Source organism: Streptomyces sp. V3I8, from assembly GCF_030817535.1.
GTDB lineage: Bacteria > Actinomycetota > Actinomycetes > Streptomycetales > Streptomycetaceae > Streptomyces.
Genome location: NZ_JAUSZL010000002.1, coordinates 6,771,446 through 6,788,282 on the forward strand (window position 1 = coordinate 6,771,446; position 16,837 = coordinate 6,788,282).

The following is a 16,837-nucleotide window of genomic DNA, read 5'->3' on the forward strand; positions in this document are numbered from 1 at the left end:
ATGCTCAGACCGCGGCCGGCTCCGCCTCGGCCCCGGCCTCGGTCCCGGCCGCCTCCTGGCGGTCGCGGCGCTCGCGGCGCACCAGGACCACGAAGCCCACGGGGACGCCCGCGGCGAACAGCCACCACTGGACCGCGTACGCCATGTGCGGGCCGATGTCGTCGTGGTCGGGCTCGGCGATCTGTTCGGGGCTGCCGCCCTCGGGGTCCGGCGCGGTCAGCGCGATGTAGCCGCCCAGGACCTCCTTGCCGAGGGCCTTCGCCCGCTGCTCGCTGTTGATCAGCATGACCATGCGGTCGGGGAGGCCGCGGACGTCCTTGATGCCGCTGTCGGCGGTCGTCTCGTCCGCCATCAGCCGGCCGGTGACGGTGGTCTCGCCCTTCGGGGGCGCGGGGATCTTCGGGAACTCGCTCTGCGCGCCGTCCGCGGGGATCCAGCCGCGGTTCACCAGCAGGACCCGGCCGTCCTCCAGGACGAACGGGGTCAGTACGTGGAAGCCGATCGCCTCGTCGGAGTTGGTGCGGCGGCGCACCACGACCTCGTCGGCGGTGTCGAAGACGCCCTTCGCGGTCACCCGGCGGTACAGGTCGTCGTGCGGGACGGTCCGGCCCGGCGAGGTGAGCGACTCGGCGGGGACCGGCTCCGCGGCCAGCGAGTCGGCGATCACCTGGTTCAGCGCGACCTTGTGCTCGTGCCGGTGCAGCTGCCAGAAGCCCAGCTCGATCATCGTCGGGATGAGCGCGAGCATGATGAGGGTGAGGATCACCCACTGCCGGGACAACAGGAAGCGGTACACCCCACGACGGTACAACCCGGGCCGTGGGGCGCGTTCGGTCGGGTACCGGGTCACACCCTGTCGACGATCCCCACCTTGCCCTCCGCGCGGGCGCAGTGGGCGCCGCAGTACCAGTGCCCCTCGACCTCGACGCCCTGCCCGATGATCTGGACGCGGCAGTGCTCGCACACGGGTGCCATCCGGTGGATCGCGCAGGAGAAGCAGTCGAAGACGTGCACCGCGCCCTGCGCGTGCACCTCGAAGGTCATTCCGTAACTGTTGCCGCATACCTCACATGTCGCCATGCGCCACAGAGTGGGCCGTCGTCGCGGTCCGGGCGAGCGGGCCGCGGGCGAGTCGCGCGGCAATCACCCGTCCGTACGGTCACTTCCCCGAAGCCGGCTGCGCCGCGGGCTCCACGTTCCCGAGGAGCTGGCCGAACGCCGCCTCGTCGACGACCGGGGTGCCGAACTGGCGCGCCTTGACCACCTTGGACGTACCGGAGTCCGGGTCGTTCGTGACGAGCAGGCTGGTCAGCCGGGACAGACTCGTGGCGACGTGCAGTCCGGCCTCGACGGCACGGTCCTCCAGGAGGTCGCGCTCGACCGAGGTGTCCCCGGAGAACGCGATGCGCATGCCCTGCCTGAGCTGCTTGCCCGGTTCGTACCGCCCCGGATTCGGGTACGGGCAGGCGGGCCGCTTGCGCGAGGGGCGCCAGCTGCCGGAGGGATAGCCGCCGGAAGCGCGGCCAGCGGACGGGGGGCCGCCGGTCTGCCGTCCGGCGCCGGACGCCGCCCGGTCCGTCCACTCCGTCAGGGGCCGGCACTCCAGCAGCGGCAGCCGTACGCCGTCGCGCGCGGCGGCCAGCAGGCTCGGCCGGAACGCCTCGGCGAGCACGCGCGCGTCGTCCAGCGCATGGTGCGCGCGCCGCTGCACGACCCCGAAGTGCGCCGCCAGCGACTCCAGCTTGTGGTTGGCCAGCGGCAGGCGCAGTTCCTTCGACAGCGCGATGGTGCAAAGCCGCTGCCGGACCGGCGCCTCGCGCTCGGCGCGCGCGTACTCCCGGGCGATCATCGACCAGTCGAAGACCGCGTTGTGCGCGACGAGCACCCGGCCCTCCAGCCGGGCCGCGAACTCCTCGGCGATCTCCGGAAACAGGGGCGCCCCTTCGAGCACGTCGCTCGTCAGGCCGTGGATCCACACCGGACCCGGGTCCCGCTCCGGGTTGACCAGCGTGTACCAGTGGTCCTCGACCTCGCCGCGCGCGTCCAGCCGGTAGACCGCGGCCGACACTATGCGGTCGTCGCGGGCCAGTCCGGTGGTCTCCACGTCGACGACCGCGTACCCCGGTGGATACGCGGCCGGCCACGGGACGGCGGACGGTGCGGTCTGACGGTCTTCGAGCATGGTCACTGAGGATAAGGGGCGCGACTGACAGTCCTGCCCCCGGGAGCCCGGGCCCGGGGCCGATCCGGACGTTCGTGCCTGCACGGCTATGGACCATTGTCGCGCCCGGTGCGACCGTGCTGCGCGCCTGAAGCGTGCGAGGACGCGCAGCGCGGCGGCGAGCAGCACGGCCGCCCGAAGGACGGCGACGCGAAGGGTGGTACGACATGGCACGCGTACGGTACGGGGCGCGGACCGGGGCGGAGGCCGCCGCCGCGCGCGCCGCGAACTCCCGGCTCCCCGCCGTCTGGTCCACCGGTGTGGCGGCCGTCTGGGAGAGCGACCCGGAGGCGGTCGCGGCGGTCCTGCCGCCCCCGCTCGAACCCACCGCACGCCCTCTCGTCCGAGTGAACGTCAGCATGGTCGACCTGCCCGGATACCCCCTGGGCGCCGGTTCGTTCGCGGTCGCCGCCGCGCACGAGGGGGTCGAGGGCTGGTACCCGCTCGTCATGCCGATGACCCACGAGCGGGCCCTGATCGGCGGCCGCGAGGTCTTCGGCGAGCCCAAGAAACTGGGCGAGGTGACGGTCGAGCGCGAGGGCCTCGTCGTACGCGCCGCGCTCGCCCGGCACGGCATCACGTTCGTGGAGGTGCGGGGCACCGTGAGCGGGCCGCTGCCGCTGCCGGCGCCGGCGCGGAAGACCGACTTCTACTTCAAGTTCCTGCCCGCGGTGGACGGCCCGGGCTTCGACGCCGGCCCCGTCCTCGTGCACTGCGTACGCGACGAAAAGGTGCGGAAACTGGAGCGGATCACCGGTGACGTCGTCCTGCGCGAGTCGGTGTACGACCCCGTCGCCGACCTCCCGGTCCGTGAGCTCGTCGGGATCACCGTCGGGGAGAAGACGACGGACCAGAAGGGCACCGTCGTCGGACGCGTCGACGCGCGGGCGCTGCTGCCGTACGTCCACCAGCGCTACGACGACCCGCGGCAGATCCTCGACGGGCCCCCCGAAGGGAGCATCTGATGGAGCTGCGGGAGGGACAGGTCGCCGTCGTCACCGGCGCGGCGAGCGGCGTCGGGCTCGCCATGGCGCGGCGGTTCGCGGCCGAGGGCCTGAAGGTCGTCCTTGCGGACGTCGAGGAGGGCGCCCTGGAGAAGGCCGCCACCGGACTGCGCGAGGACGGCGCCGTGGTGCACGCGCGCGTGGTGGACGTCGGGGAGCGCGAGGAGGTCGTCGCGCTCGCCGAGGAGACGTACGCGAGGTTCGGCGCCGTGCACGTCCTGTGCAACAACGCGGGGGTCGGTTCGGGTGCCGAGGGCCGGATGTGGGAGCACGACCCGAACGACTGGAAGTGGGCGTTCGCGGTCAACGTGTGGGGCGTCTTCCACGGCGTCCAGGCCTTCGTGCCGCGGATGCTGGCGGGCGGCGAGGCCGGCCACGTCGTCAACACCTCGTCCGGCGACGGCGGCATCGCGCCCCTGCCCACCGCGTCCGTGTACGCCGTCACCAAGGCGGCCGTCGTGACGATGACCGAGTCCCTGTACGCGCACCTGAGGGCGGAGCACGCGCGCGTGGGGGCCTCCGTGCTCTTCCCCGGGCCGCACCTGCTCCGTACGGGCCTGTGGGAGTCGCACCGCAACAGGCCCGCCCGGTACGCCAAGCAGCGGCCCCGCAGGACGCCGTACCGCAGCCTCGGCCAGTGGGAGGCCGCGATGCGGGAGGCGGGACGCGAGGTGCGCTTCACGCCCGTCGAGGAGGTCGCCGGCCTCGTCGTGGACGGCATCCGGGCCGGCCGCTTCTGGCTGCTGCCCGAGAGCGAGCACAGCGACGCGCAGATCCGCGCGCGGGCGCGGTCGATGCTCGACCGCGCCGATCCGGCGTACCTGGAGAACTTCATCCTGGACTGACCGCACCCACCGGACCGACCGCCCCTACTGGACCGAGGAGTCGCTGTGGCCGCTGCGACGGAGCCCTACCTGATCATCTCCTCCGACTGCCATGCCGGACTGCCCACCGAGGAGTACCGGCCCTATCTGGAGACCCGGTTCCACCGGGACTTCGACGAGTTCCTCGCCGGGCAGGACCGCCGCCGCGCGGAGATGACCCGCCTCGGCATCCGCAACGAGGCCTTCGCCGACCGGTGGTTCCACGACAACGAGGAGGGCCTGCGCGGCGGCTGGGACCCCGCGCAGCGCCTCAAGGAGCTGGACGGCGACGGCGTGGCGGCCGAGGTGGTCTTCCCGGACGCCGACGCGGTGGACAGCCGCACGGCCGCGCCCTTCGGAGTCGGTCTCGGCCTCTCCGGCGACCACGACCCCGACCTGGGCATGGCCGGCGCGCAGGCCCACAACAGGTGGCTCGCCGAGTTCGTCGGCGCGCACCCCGGACGCCACTGCGGTGTCGCCCTGCTGCCCGTCACGGCCCCCACCGACCGGGTCGTCGCCGAGGTGCACCGTGCGAGGGACTCGGGGCTCGGCGCCCTGATGATCCCCTCCATGTGGGTCGACAAGGAGCCCTACCACGACCGCCGCTACGACCCCGTGTGGGCCGCGGCGGCCGAGTGCGGCATGCCGGTGCTGACGCACTCCGGGGCCGCGCCGCGCCACGAGTACGGCGACCACCTCGGCATCTACGTGAGCGAGGTGACCTGGTGGCCGGCCCGGCCCCTGTGGTTCCTGCTCTGGTCGGGCGTCTTCGAGCGGCACCCCGGGCTCAGGTTCGGGGTCGCGGAGTCCGGGTGCTGGTGGCTGCCCAACCTGCTGTGGTTCATGGACCGGCTCTACCTCGGCGCGCACGGCGGCAAGAAGTTGTCGCCCTTCGCGGAACTGCGGCGCCCGCCGCACGAGTACCTCGACCGCCAGGTCTTCGTCTGCGCGACCAACACCAAACGGCGCGAGCTGGCCCAGCGGTACGAGATCGGCGTCGACAACATCCTGTGGGGCAGCGACTTCCCGCACCCCGAGGGCACCTGGCCCGACACGCGCGCGTGGCTGTCACGGACCTTCCACGACATCCCGGTGGCGGAGACCCGCCGGATGCTGGGCCTCGCCGCCGCGGAGGTCTTCGGCTTCGACACGCAGGAACTGGCCCCGCTCGCCCGGCGCATCGGCCCCACCCCGGCCGACCTCGGCCAGTGCGAGGACCAGCCGGCCGTCGAGGCGTCCTGGGCGCGCTCGCGCGAGGTGGGCCGGCACTGGCTGACGGACCACGACTTCCCGGTCCTGGGGGTGGCCCCGTGAACCCCGCCGCCGAGGACCGCTACACCGTCGTCTCGGCCGACTGCCACGCGGGCGCCGACCTGCTGGACTACCGGCCGTACCTGGCGAAGGAGTTCCACGACGCGTTCGACGCCTGGGCGGCCGCGTACGTCAATCCGTACGAGGACCTGGCGGCCGACACGGCCGACCGGAACTGGAACTCGCAGCGGCGCCTCGCCGAACTGGAGCGGGACGGGATCGTCGCCGAGGTGGTCTTCCCGAACACCGTCCCGCCGTTCTTCCCCTCCGGCTCCCTGATGGCGCCGGCGCCGACGGCCGCGGAGTTCGGGCGCCGCTGGGCCGGCCTGCGCGCCCACAACCGCTGGCTGGCGGACTTCTGCGCGGCCGCGCCCGGCCGCCGGGCGGGCGTCTTCCAGATCCTCCTGAACGACGTCGGGGAGGCGGTGCGGGAGATCCGCTGGGCCGTCGGAGCGGGCCTGAAGGGAGGGCTGCTGCTGCCCGGCACCCCGCCGGGCTCGGGACTGCCCGAGCTGTATTCGCCGGTGTACGACCCCATCTGGGCGGTGTGCGAGGAGCTGGGCGTCCCCGTGAACCACCACGCCGGCTCGGCCTCGCCGCCGCTCGGCGAGGAGCCTGCGGCCCGGGCGGTCTTCATGGTGGAGACGACCTGGTTCTCGCACCGCGCGCTCTGGCACCTGATCTTCGGCGGCGCCTTCCGCCGTCACCCCGGCCTGAGACTGGTGCTCACCGAGCAGGGCTCGGGCTGGATCCCCGGGGTGCTCGACATGCTGGACTACTACCACGGCCGCCTGGTGGCGGGGGCCTCGAAGGCGGCCACCGCGGAGTCCAGGTTCGGCGCCGGGCTGGCCGCCTCGATGGGCAAGGGGCCCTCGCAGGTGTGGCGGGACAACTGCTTCGTGGGGGCCAGCTTCATGCGCCCGCACGAGGTGCCGCTGCGCGACCGCATCGGCCTCGACAAGATCATGTGGGGCAGCGACTACCCGCACGACGAGGGCACGTACCCGTACAGCCGGGAGGGCCTGCGGATCGCGTACGCCGGACTGCCGCGCGAGGAGGTCGCGGCGATGACCGGCGGCAACGCGGCCCGCGTCTACGGCTTCGACCTGGACCTCCTGGACACCGTCGCCGCCGAGGTCGGCCCGACGGCGCGGGAGATCGCCGAACCCCTGGGGGAGCCTCCGGCGGACGCGACGAGTCCGGTGTTCGCCCGGGGAGGGTCGGTACGGGTCTGGTGACGGCCGCCGCACGCCGCTCACGGCCGGACCCGCCGGACTGGCCGGACCCGCCGGGCTCCTTGGCGGGTATCACCAGAAGCAAGCGCGTACCGCCGGTAATACTTGTGGGTAACAACGTCTGGCGGTGACCCGCCGGCCGGTCCTACGGTGCACACATGCCGAACCTGCCCGATGTCGTGCTGTGGTCGATACCCGCCTTCGTGCTGCTCACCGTGGTGGAGATGGTGAGCGTCCGGATCCACCCGGACGAGGACGCCGCCGGGTACGGGACGAAGGACGCCGCCACGAGTCTCGGCATGGGCCTGGGCAGCCTCGCCTTCGACTTCCTGTGGAAGATCCCGATCCTCGCCGTCCACACGGCCGTGTACGAGCTGACGCCCCTGCGCGTGCCCGTCCTGTGGTGGACCGTGCCGCTGATGCTGCTGGCGCAGGACTTCTTCTACTACTGGTCCCACCGCGGGCACCATGTGATCCGCATCCTGTGGGCCTGTCACGTCGTGCACCACTCCAGCGAGAAGTTCAACCTGACCACCGCGCTGCGCCAGCCCTGGACGACCTGGACCGTCTGGCCGTTCTACGTTCCCCTCGTCGCCCTCGGCGTGCATCCGGCGGCGCTCGCGTTCTGCTCGTCGGCGAGCCTCGTGTACCAGTTCTGGATCCACACCGAGCGCATCGGCAGGCTGCCCCGGCCCTTCGAGCTCGTCCTCAACACGCCCTCGCACCACCGGGTCCACCACGCCTCCCAGGGCGGCTACCTGGACCGGAACTTCGGCGGGATCCTGATCGTCTGGGACCGCCTCTTCGGCTCGTTCGTCCCGGAGACGGACCGGCCGGTGTACGGGCTGACCAAGAACATCGACACGTACAACCCGATCCGGGTCGCCACGCACGAGTACGCCGCCATCGCCAGGGACCTGCGCGTGGCGGGGAGCTGGCGCGAGCGGGCCGGGCGGGTCCTCGGGGGACCGGGCTGGCAGCCGGCGACGGCGGCCGCTCCCGGGCGAGCACCGGTTCCCGCCGCCCCGCCGGAGGCGCCCGTCACGGAACCCGCCGCGTGAATCCGTGCCACGCGCGCGTGTGGCACGCCGCGGCGGTGGGAGGCGTCCTGTTCATGCTGTCGGACACCCTCGTTGCGACCGGTGTCGCCGACAGACCGGCCCCGGCGGGCCGGACGGTCACCAGCGGATCGGCACCGGCACCGCCGTGAGCACGGCCGAGACCGCGATCACCAGGCCCAGCACCACGACCTCGGCGCGGGCGGGGGAGTAGGCGGTGAGCGGTTCGGCCGCCCGGTGCAGCCGCCGGCGGGCCCACAGCGCGAGAAGGGCGACGGCGACCACGAGGAGCACCTTCGCGAGCAGCGTGCGCCCGTACGCGGTCGTCGTCAGCTGGTCCAGGACCGTGCCGGGCGGCATCCTGCGCAGCGTGCTGCACACCCCCGTCGCGGTGATCACGGCGAGCAGAACGGCCGCCACGCGCGCGTAGAGGCCGAGCAGCGCGGCGCCCTCCCCAGGAGCGGTGTGCCGCCACCGCAGCAGCGTGCGCAGTACGTACAGCAGCCCGCCCGTCCACAGGGCCGCGCACGTCACATGGACGAGCGTCAGGCCCGAACCGGCCAGCGGACTCGGCTCGGTCACCGGATGGGCGCGCAGCGCCTCCGCGGCGACGATCGCGGCCAGCGGCCACACCTGGGCGGCCGGGCGGCGGGAGAGCGCGCACAGGCCCAGGACGACGAACGCGTTGACCTCCAGGAGCGCGAGCGCGCCGTCCCTGGACTGGTAGAGCCCGCCGATGTCCATGTCGGAGAGGCTGCGCGGTACCAGGTTCCCGGTGGCCACCACCGAGGCGAGGCCGAGCGCGGCCGCGAAACCGGCGGCGGCCGCCGCCGGGGCCCAGCCGCGCGGCACGTCCCCGTGCGGGGCGCCGGGCACCCGGCGGACCAGCCGGGCGACGAAGACCTCGCCCGCCGACACGCTCACCGCCGCGAACAGGACCGCCCGCAGCAGCGCGATCCCGCCCACCCCGGGCGCGGCGGCCTCCCCCGTGCCGCGCAGCACGACGGGCGGCCCGAGCAGCGGGACCAGGGCGGCCAGTGCCACCAGGGCGAGGACGGCGGCGGAACGCCGCACGGAGGCGGCGCCCGGCCGGGGCGGGCACGTCCCGCCCCCCGTGTCACCACCGGCGTCGGCAGTCGGTCTGATCGCACTCACCTCAAGATCTTCACCAGTGGCTCCGGACCGGGGCAAGTCCTGGAGAACGGCTGACGCAGCCGCATTCCGCCCGCCCCCGGACGATCCACCCCTGCATACGCCCGGGACCGCTCCCCTGCTCAAGGCCACCGCGACGAACCGGGCACACGACGAAGGGGCCGGGCGGCACACGGCCGCCCGGCCCCTCACATGATGCCCGCGGTGACGCCTACTTCGTCACGGCGTCCAGCGCGTCCGCGGTGCCCCAGCCGTAGAAGCCGTTGCGGTTCTTCGAACCCTCGCAGACCGCGTCGACCTTGCCGTCGCTGTCGATGTCGTACGGGTCCGTGCACGGCGTGGCGTCGGCCTCCGCGTACAGCAGCGCCTTCACCAGGGCCGCCGAGGCGTGCGGGTGCGTCGACTTGATGAGCGCGGCGACCCCCGCGACGTGCGGCGACGCCATCGACGTACCGGCCATGTAGCCCCACGAGCCGCCCGGCAGCGGGCCCAGGATCAGGCCGCTGGTGGCGGGCGGGGCCGGGGTCTGGAAGCGCGTCGAGTCGCCGCCGGGGGCCGCGATGTCGATGACGCCGAGGCCGTAGTTGGAGAAGGACGACTTGATGCCCTTCGCGCCGGTCGACGCGACCGTGACGACACCCGGCAGCTGGGTCGGGATGTCGAGGCACTCGGACGGGTCGATGACGCGCTCCGCGGGAGTCGTGTCGTTGGGCGAGGTCGGGTCGGTGATCTCGTCCGCGGCGAGGTCGTAGCTCTCGTTGCCCGCCGCCGCGACGTTGACCGTGCCCTTCTTCTCCGCGTACCGCGTGGCCCGGGTGAGGGCCTCGACGAGCGCCTTCTGGTCCGGGTCGTTCTTGCAGTTGAAGTACCACGGGTCGGTGTAGTAGCTGTTGTTCGTGACGTCCACGCCGTGCTCGGCCGCCCACATGAAGCCGCAGACGACGGCCTCCGTGTAGAAGAAGCCGGCCGTCGTGGAGACCTTGATGCCGGACACCTTCACGCCGGGCGCGACGCCCGTGACGCCGATGCCGTTCTTCGCGGCGGCGATCTCGCCCGCCACGTGCGTGCCGTGCGGGCTCTCCTCGGCGCTCGGCCGCCAGGCCCCGTCGGTCGTGTCCGGCTTGCCCGTCACGCAGTTGACCGACGCCTTGCGGTCGAAGTTCGGCGCGATGTCGGGGTGCGTGTCGTCGACGCCGGTGTCGATCACCGCGACGGTGACCTTCTTGCTGCCGAGCGTCTTCTCGTGCGCCTTGTCCGCCTTGATGGCGGGCAGGTCCCACTGCAGGGGTTCCAGCGGGTCCTGTCCGGCCGCGGCGTCGACGTCCGCGATGTCCTCGGCGGTGAGTGCCTTCGGCGTGCCGACGTCGGTCGTGGACTGCGCGGGCAGCGGCGCCGTACGCGTCGAGCCCGCCGACTCCACGCCGCGCACCTTGCGAACGGTCTTGGCGAAGTCGGCGTTCGACGAGTGGACGACGATCACGCCGATCCGGTCGTACGACGTCACGATCGTGCCGCCGGCCTCGGCGATGGCCTTCTTCACCTGGGCGGAGACCCCGTGTCCGGAGCGGACGTTGACGACGTAGCTCAGCGGGGTGGCCTCCGCCGAGATCTTCGCGGCGGCGTCGGCCGTGTCGGCGGCGTCGGCCGGAGCCGCGGACGCGCTGACGTTCGGCAGGAAGGCGAGAGCCGTGGCCAGGGCCATCCCCAGCGGGATGGCTATGACGCGGCGCGAGCGCGTGGTGGACGCGGTCATGCTGTCTCCAGTTCGTTTTCGCGAGTGCGAGCGGGTCGTGCGGGATGTGCGGGTCGTACGGGATGTGCGGGTCGTTCGGGGCGTGCGGGTCGCGGGCGCACCGTGCGGGGCGTCGCGCGGAACGCGGGCTACTTGACGGCCTTCAGTGCGTCGACGACGCCGAAGCCGTAGAAGCCGTTCACGCGCTCGCCGCCCTCACAGGTGGCGTCCTGCGTGCCGTTGCCGTCCTGGTCGTAGGAGTCCGGGCAGCCCGGGTTGTCGGCCTGGGCCTTCAGCAGCGCCTGCAGCTGGGCCGGAGTCGCCCACGGGTGCTCGGACTTGAGCAGCGCGGCGACACCCGCGGCGTGCGGCGACGCCATCGACGTGCCCTGCAGGAAGCCGTACTGGTCGTCCGGCAGGGTGGAGAGGATGCGGCCGTTCTTCGACGGGGTGTCCGGGATCTGGTAGAGCCGGTCACCACCGGGGGCCGCGATGTCGATGACACCCTTGCCGTACGACGAGTAGTACGACTTGAGGTTCTGCACGCCGGTCGCGCTGACCGTGACGACGCCCGGCAGCTGGGTCGGCACGTCGTAGCACTCGTGCGGGTCGATCGTGCGGGTGACCGGCGTCGAGTCGTCGGGGCTCGACTCGTCGACGATGGCGTCCGAGTCCAGGTCGTGGTTGGAGTTGCCGGCCGACGCGAGGTGCAGGGTGCCCTTCTTCGTGGCGTACCGCTGGGCCCGGTTCACCGCGTCCACGATCGCCCGCTGGTCGGGGTCGTCCATGCAGTTGTAGAGCCACGGGTCCACGTAGTAGCTGTTGTTCGTGATCTCCACGCCGTGGTCGGCGGCGAACACGAAGGCGCAGACGACGCTCTCCGGGTAGAAAAGGCCGTTGTCCGGGTCGCTGACCTTGATGCCGGAGACCTTCACGCCGGGCGCGACACCGGCGACGCCGATGCCGTTGCGGGCGGCGGCGATCTCACCGGCGACATGCGTGCCGTGGTAGTCGGCCGAGGTGTACGGACGCCAGGCGCCCTCACTCGTGTCGGCCACGCCGCCCACGCAGTTGGCGGACTGCGCGGCGGAGAAGTTGGGGGCCAGGTCCGGGTGCGTGTCGTCGACACCCGTGTCGATCACGGCGACCGTGACCTTGCTGCTGCCCGGGTTGATCTTCGCGGCCTTGTCGGCGCCTATCGCGCGCAGGTCCCACTGGTCGGCCTCGAGGGGCTCGCTCGCGGGGGCGGCCGCGGCCTTCACCTTGGCGGCCTCGGCGGCCGACAGGTAGTCGACGGCTCCCTCGTCCGTCGTACCGGCCGCGGTCAGCGGGGTCGTACGCGTGGCACCGGCGGACTGGACGCCGCGCACGGCCCGGATCCGCGCACCGAACCCGGGGTCGGCCGAGTGCGCCACGATGACGCCGATCCTGTCGTACGTGACGACGACGGTGCCCCCGGCCTCGGTTATCGCCTTCCCGACCCTGCCCATCGTGCGGCGGTCGGTCTCCGTGTTGACCACGTATGCGAGGTTCGGGCCGTCGGCCGCGGTGACGGCGGGTGCGGACTGCGGGGCGGCCGACGCGACACCCGGGACGAAGCCGAGCGCGGCGGTGAGGGACAGCGCGACGGGCACGGCGAGGGCGAGACGGCGTCTGGAACGCAGATGAGCCATGGGGTCTCCACATCATCCGGAAAAGGAACCGGCCCGAACACGGGTGGTGCTCGGGCAGGTACATGACGGGTGGTGCTGGGCCGAAACTATCTCCCGCCGTCCCTGGCCAGCAATGACTTACGGGGACGACTTACGGGGACGTCCGGTGGAACGCACGGGCCGGGTTCCGAAAGAAGTGGGTGGAGTTGAACCGCTCCCCGTGCGGCGCCGTGACGTTGAGCAGGGAGCACGAGCACCGTCGGGCCCCCTGCCGGATCACGCCCGGGGCACCTGCCGTCACCACCCGGTCCACGTGATCCACGTCACCGTGAGGTCAGAAATCAGCCATGTCCACAGCCAGTTCCTCTCCCGACCCCGATCCCTCTCCTGACACGCCCCCACCCGATGCTGCACCCGCACCCGCACCCGCACCCGCACCCGCACCCGCAACGCGAGGAGACTCCGTGGCCACCGATGCACCACCCCCCTCGAAAGCCGAACCTCATCTCCCGTCCACACGGGAGTTCGTGGAGGTGCAGGAGAGCGCCGAGTTCGGTGAACTGCGCCGCGCCCACCGCTCCTTCGCCTTCCCGGTGACCATCGGCTTCATCAGCTGGTACCTGCTGTACGTCCTGCTGTCGATCTACGCGGACGACTTCATGGGCACCAAGCTGTTCGGCAACTTCAACGTCGCCTTCGTCCTGGGCCTCGCCCAGTTCCTCACCACGTTCCTCATCGCCTGGTGGTACGAGCGTCACTCCTCGACCAAGCTCGACCCCAAGGCCGAGGCGATCAAGTCCCGGATGGAGGGCGGCGCATGAGCCCCGCGATCACCCAGGTCCACCTCGCGCAGACGCAGTTCGCGGCGGGAGAGGCCAGCGAGCACCGCCCGCTGATCATCTCCCTGTTCGCGGTCTTCGTCCTCGCCACCCTCGTCATCACCGTCTGGGCGGGCCGGCAGACCAAGGACGCCGCCGACTTCTACGCCGGCGGCCGCTCGTTCAGCGCCTTCCAGAACGGGCTCGCCGTCTCCGGCGACTACATGTCCGCCGCCTCGTTCCTCGGCATCGCGGGCGCCATCGCCCTGTTCGGCTACGACGGCTTCCTGTACTCCATCGGCTTCCTGGTCGCCTGGCTGGTGGCGCTGCTCCTGGTCGCCGAGCCGCTGCGCAACTCCGGCCGGTACACGATGGGCGACGTCCTCGCCTACCGCATGCGCCAGCGCCCGGTCCGTACGGCGGCCGGCACCTCCACCATCGTCGTGTCGATCTTCTACCTGCTGGCGCAGATGGCGGGCGCGGGCGTCCTGGTCTCGCTGCTGCTCGGCATCACCAGCGACGCCGGGAAGGTCGGCATCGTCGCCCTGGTCGGCGTCCTGATGATCGTGTACGTCACCATCGGCGGCATGAAGGGCACCACCTGGGTCCAGATGGTCAAGGCCGTGCTGCTCATCAGCGGCACCCTGCTCATCACCTTCCTGGTGCTGCTCAAGTTCGACTTCAACGTCTCCGACCTGCTCGGGTCCGCGGCCAAGAACAGCGGCGGGGGCGCGGCCTTCCTGGAGCCCGGCCTCAAGTACGGGCTCACCACCACCTCCAGCATCGACTTCATCTCGCTGGGCATCGCCCTGGTGCTGGGCACCGCGGGTCTGCCGCACATCCTGATCCGCTTCTACACGGTGCCCAACGCCAAGGCCGCGCGTAAGTCCGTGAACTGGGCGATCGGCATCATCGGCGGCTTCTACCTGATGACCATCGCGCTCGGCTTCGGCGCGGCGGCCCTCATCTCGAAGAAGGAGATCGTCGAGTCGAACCCCGCGGGCAACACGGCGGCACCCCTGCTCGCCCTGCACCTCGGGGGCGTCGACTCGGCCTGGGGCGCGATCCTGCTCGCCACGATCTCCGCGGTGGCCTTCGCCACGATCCTCGCCGTGGTCGCCGGCCTGACCCTGGCGTCGTCCTCGTCGTTCGCCCACGACATCTACGCGAACGTCATCCGCAAGGGCAAGGCCACCGAGAAGGAGGAGCTGAACGCCGCCCGCTACGCCACCATCGGCATCGGTGTCGTCTCCATCGGCCTCGGCGCCCTCGCCCGTGACCTCAACGTCGCGGGGCTGGTCGCCCTCGCCTTCGCGGTCGCCGCCTCCGCCAACCTGCCGACGATCCTCTACAGCCTCTTCTGGAAGCGGTTCACCACCCAGGGCGCGCTGTGGTCGATCTACGGCGGCCTCGCCACGGCGGTCGGCCTGGTGCTCTTCTCACCGGTCGTCTCCGGCAAGGCCACCTCGATGTTCCCCGACGTCGACTTCCACTGGTTCCCGCTGGAGAACCCGGGCATCATCTCGATCCCCGTCGGCTTCCTGCTGGGCTTCCTCGGCACCCTCCTGTCCAAGGAGAAGGCGGACGCCGACAAGTACGCCGAGCTGGAGGTCCGTTCCCTCACCGGAACCGGGGCGCACTGAGCACACCGGTCCACCGGTCCACCGGGGCGATCGGAACACCGGAACGCCGGGCGTCACGCAGGACGGCCGCGTCGTAGGTCCCTACGACGCGGCCGCGGTGTGTCCGGTGCGATCGGGCCACTCCTGTTGTCGGTCCTGTCACGTAGGCTCGCTCATATCATCGAGGGAGGGTCCCACGTGCTCATCGACACCTACGGCCGGGTGGCCACCGACCTGCGCGTCTCACTGACCGACCGGTGCAATCTCAGATGCACGTACTGCATGCCGGAGGAAGGCCTGCAGTGGCTCGCCAAGCCCGACCTGCTCACGGACGACGAGATCGTCCGCCTCATCGGCCTGGCGGTGACCCTGGCGGGCATCACCGAGGTCCGCTTCACCGGCGGCGAGCCCCTGCTGCGCCCCGGCCTGGTCGGCATCGTGGAGCGCGTCGCCGCGATGGAGCCCCGCCCGCAGATGTCCCTGACGACGAACGGCATCGGTCTCAAGCGCATCGCGCCCGCCCTGAAGGCGGCCGGCCTGGACCGGGTCAACGTCTCGCTGGACACCCTGCGCCCGGACGTCTTCAAGACCCTGACCCGCCGCGACCGCCACAAGGACGTCATCGAGGGCCTGGAGGCGGCCCGCGCCGCGGGACTGACACCGGTCAAGGTCAACTCCGTACTGATGCCGGGGCTGAACGAGAACGAGGCGCCGGACCTGCTCGCCTGGGCCGTGGAGCACGACTACGAACTGCGGTTCATCGAGCAGATGCCCCTCGACGCGCAGCACGGCTGGAAGCGCGAGGGCATGGTCACCGCCGGCGACATCCTCACTTCCCTGCGGACGCGTTTCGAGCTCACGGAGGAAGGAGCCGGCGAGCGCGGCTCCGCGCCGGCCGAGCGCTGGATCGTGGACGGCGGCCCGCACCGGGTCGGGGTGATCGCCTCGGTCACCCGCCCGTTCTGCTCGGCCTGCGACCGCACGCGGCTGACCGCCGACGGACAGGTCCGCACCTGTCTGTTCGCCTCGGAGGAGACCGACCTGCGGGCGGCGCTGCGCTCGGGCGCCCCGGACGAGGAGATCGCCCGGATCTGGCGGCTGGCGATGTGGGGGAAGAAGGCCGGAGCGGGCCTGGACGACCCCTCGTTCGTCCAGCCGGACCGCCCGATGTCGGCGATCGGCGGCTGACCGCCCGGCGGGCCGCACCGCCCGTCCCTCAGCTCGCGGGCGGCCGCTCCGGGGACTCCCGCTCCGGGGACTCCCATTCGGTCAGGAGCACCACGTCCTTGAGGAAGCCGCGGACACCCAGGAACTTCGACAGGTGGTCGCGGTGCTCCTCGCACGCGAGCCAGGTCTTGCGGCGCTCCGGCGTGTGCAGCTTCGGGTTGTTCCACGCGAGCACCCACACGGCGTCCGCCCGGCAGCCCTTGGCGGAGCAGACGGGGGAGGCGGGGGCCGGCGGCTCGGCACCGGGGACGTTCAGGATCACGTCCTCGACAGTAGCCGAGCCCCGCCGGCCGGGTCCCGTCGCGCCTTCGGAAAGGCGACGCCGAGCAGCCACGGGGGGAGCTGCCCGGCGTCGGTCTGTCACTCCGACGGGGGATGCGGAGTGCGTACCAAGTATGTCACGGCTAGCCCATTGCCCGGCAACGGAACAACATGATTGATCTGAGCTTTTCTTGAGCTTGGCAGATGATCTGCATTCCGCTTTTTCCGGAATGCCGATGCTCAGGTCCGCTCGTGCGGTTCGTTCCGCAAGGGCGTGCCGCGGTCGGCCGCCACGTCCTCCGGGACGGGTTCCGCGACCCCGCCCGCCGGCGGCGCAGCGAGCATCGGACGGGTCGGCGCGGTCACGAAGGTCGACGGCAGCGACGGCGCGTTCTCCCTGCCCGCGTTGGCGATCACCACGGAGACGTAGGGGAGCAGCACGCCCAGCACCAGCGCGACGACGGCGACATGCCGCTCGACGTTCCACAGGGTGGCGGCCAGGACCACGGAGACCGTACGGACGGACATCGAGATGATGTAGCGGCGCTGCCTGCCCCGCACATCGTCGGCGAGCCCCTGCCTGGCCCCGGTGATCCGGAAGACCTCGGCATCGCTCCGCTTCCGCATCACGTTCCACCACCCGCCCGCGTCGGACACTCCCCGGCCCGTACGAGAAACCAC

The 16,837-nt window shown here is 71.9% G+C and carries 16 protein-coding genes; 8 read left to right on the plus strand and 8 right to left on the minus strand.

Translation table 11 applies throughout. The annotated features are described in order from the left end of the window. Nucleotides 1–4: 4 nt before the first annotated feature. The 3 genes from QFZ75_RS29910 to QFZ75_RS29920 all read right to left on the minus strand — a co-directional run bounded on the left by QFZ75_RS29910 (nt 5) and on the right by QFZ75_RS29920 (nt 2,182). Nucleotides 5–796: an SURF1 family protein gene (locus QFZ75_RS29910; RefSeq protein ID WP_307541837.1), complete on the minus strand. Its 792-nt coding sequence runs from the start codon at nt 794–796 to the stop codon at nt 5–7. 50 nt (nt 797–846) lie between these two features. Next, nucleotides 847–1,080 carry a hypothetical protein gene (locus tag QFZ75_RS29915; RefSeq protein ID WP_149512948.1) on the minus strand — a complete coding sequence of 78 codons (234 nt, stop codon included), beginning with the start codon at nt 1,078–1,080 and terminating at the stop codon, nt 847–849. A gap of 79 nt (nt 1,081–1,159) precedes the next feature. Next, nucleotides 1,160–2,182 (minus strand): DEDDh family exonuclease, encoded by a 1,023-nt coding sequence (locus tag QFZ75_RS29920; protein WP_307541839.1) that lies wholly within the window; start codon nt 2,180–2,182, stop codon nt 1,160–1,162. A gap of 206 nt (nt 2,183–2,388) precedes the next feature. Here QFZ75_RS29920 and QFZ75_RS29925 point away from each other — a divergent pair, with 206 nt between their 5' ends. The 5 genes from QFZ75_RS29925 (at nt 2,389) to QFZ75_RS29945 (ending at nt 7,695) form a co-directional block, all read left to right on the plus strand. After that, a complete protein-coding gene (locus QFZ75_RS29925) occupies nt 2,389–3,186 on the plus strand; it encodes an acetoacetate decarboxylase family protein (protein WP_307541841.1) in 798 nt (265 codons plus the stop codon). After that, nucleotides 3,186–4,070 carry an SDR family NAD(P)-dependent oxidoreductase gene (locus tag QFZ75_RS29930; protein ID WP_307541842.1) on the plus strand — a complete coding sequence of 295 codons (885 nt, stop codon included), beginning with the start codon at nt 3,186–3,188 and terminating at the stop codon, nt 4,068–4,070. The genes QFZ75_RS29925 and QFZ75_RS29930 overlap by 1 nt, the downstream gene beginning before the upstream one ends. Before the next feature lie 45 nt (nt 4,071–4,115). Continuing rightward, on the plus strand, nt 4,116–5,402 hold the full coding sequence (locus tag QFZ75_RS29935) for an amidohydrolase family protein (protein WP_307541843.1): 1,287 nt from the start codon (nt 4,116–4,118) through the stop codon (nt 5,400–5,402). Beyond that, nucleotides 5,399–6,637, plus strand: coding sequence for an amidohydrolase family protein (locus QFZ75_RS29940; protein ID WP_307541844.1), 1,239 nt, complete (start codon nt 5,399–5,401; stop codon nt 6,635–6,637). Before QFZ75_RS29935 ends, QFZ75_RS29940 begins: the two co-directional genes overlap by 4 nt. Before the next feature lie 155 nt (nt 6,638–6,792). Continuing rightward, a complete protein-coding gene (locus tag QFZ75_RS29945) occupies nt 6,793–7,695 on the plus strand; it encodes a sterol desaturase family protein (RefSeq protein WP_307541846.1) in 903 nt (300 codons plus the stop codon). Nucleotides 7,696–7,812: 117 nt separating this feature from the next. On the opposite strand, the gene QFZ75_RS29950 is transcribed toward QFZ75_RS29945, so the two are convergent. From QFZ75_RS29950 to QFZ75_RS29960, 3 genes are all read right to left on the minus strand, one after another. Beyond that, on the minus strand, nt 7,813–8,847 hold the full coding sequence (locus QFZ75_RS29950; protein WP_373465965.1) for a CopD family protein: 1,035 nt from the start codon (nt 8,845–8,847) through the stop codon (nt 7,813–7,815). Nucleotides 8,848–9,055: 208 nt separating this feature from the next. Beyond that, nucleotides 9,056–10,597: a S8 family serine peptidase gene (locus QFZ75_RS29955; protein ID WP_307541848.1), complete on the minus strand. Its 1,542-nt coding sequence runs from the start codon at nt 10,595–10,597 to the stop codon at nt 9,056–9,058. Between the two features lie 128 nt (nt 10,598–10,725). Further along, entirely contained in the window at nt 10,726–12,249 is a 1,524-nt protein-coding gene (locus QFZ75_RS29960; protein WP_307541850.1) for a S8 family serine peptidase, read from the minus strand. Between the two features lie 443 nt (nt 12,250–12,692). Here QFZ75_RS29960 and QFZ75_RS29965 point away from each other — a divergent pair, with 443 nt between their 5' ends. The 3 genes from QFZ75_RS29965 (at nt 12,693) to moaA (ending at nt 15,856) form a co-directional block, all read left to right on the plus strand. Continuing rightward, the gene (locus tag QFZ75_RS29965) at nt 12,693–13,049 is read left to right on the plus strand and encodes a DUF485 domain-containing protein (RefSeq protein ID WP_307541852.1); all 357 of its coding nucleotides are present in this window, start codon (nt 12,693–12,695) and stop codon (nt 13,047–13,049) included. Then, a complete protein-coding gene (locus QFZ75_RS29970; protein WP_307541854.1) occupies nt 13,046–14,689 on the plus strand; it encodes a cation acetate symporter in 1,644 nt (547 codons plus the stop codon). Before QFZ75_RS29965 ends, QFZ75_RS29970 begins: the two co-directional genes overlap by 4 nt. Nucleotides 14,690–14,866: 177 nt before the next feature. Continuing rightward, nucleotides 14,867–15,856 carry a GTP 3',8-cyclase MoaA gene (gene moaA / locus QFZ75_RS29975; protein WP_307541856.1) on the plus strand — a complete coding sequence of 330 codons (990 nt, stop codon included), beginning with the start codon at nt 14,867–14,869 and terminating at the stop codon, nt 15,854–15,856. Between the two features lie 28 nt (nt 15,857–15,884). Here the strand turns inward: moaA and QFZ75_RS29980 are convergent, their stop codons facing one another. Together QFZ75_RS29980 and QFZ75_RS29985 are read right to left on the minus strand one after the other, a co-directional pair. Then, nucleotides 15,885–16,157, minus strand: a complete 273-nt coding sequence (locus QFZ75_RS29980; RefSeq protein ID WP_307541858.1) for a hypothetical protein — start codon at nt 16,155–16,157, stop codon at nt 15,885–15,887. Between the two features lie 239 nt (nt 16,158–16,396). Beyond that, nucleotides 16,397–16,783 (minus strand): DUF3099 domain-containing protein, encoded by a 387-nt coding sequence (locus QFZ75_RS29985; RefSeq protein ID WP_307541860.1) that lies wholly within the window; start codon nt 16,781–16,783, stop codon nt 16,397–16,399. Nucleotides 16,784–16,837 lie beyond the last annotated feature (54 nt).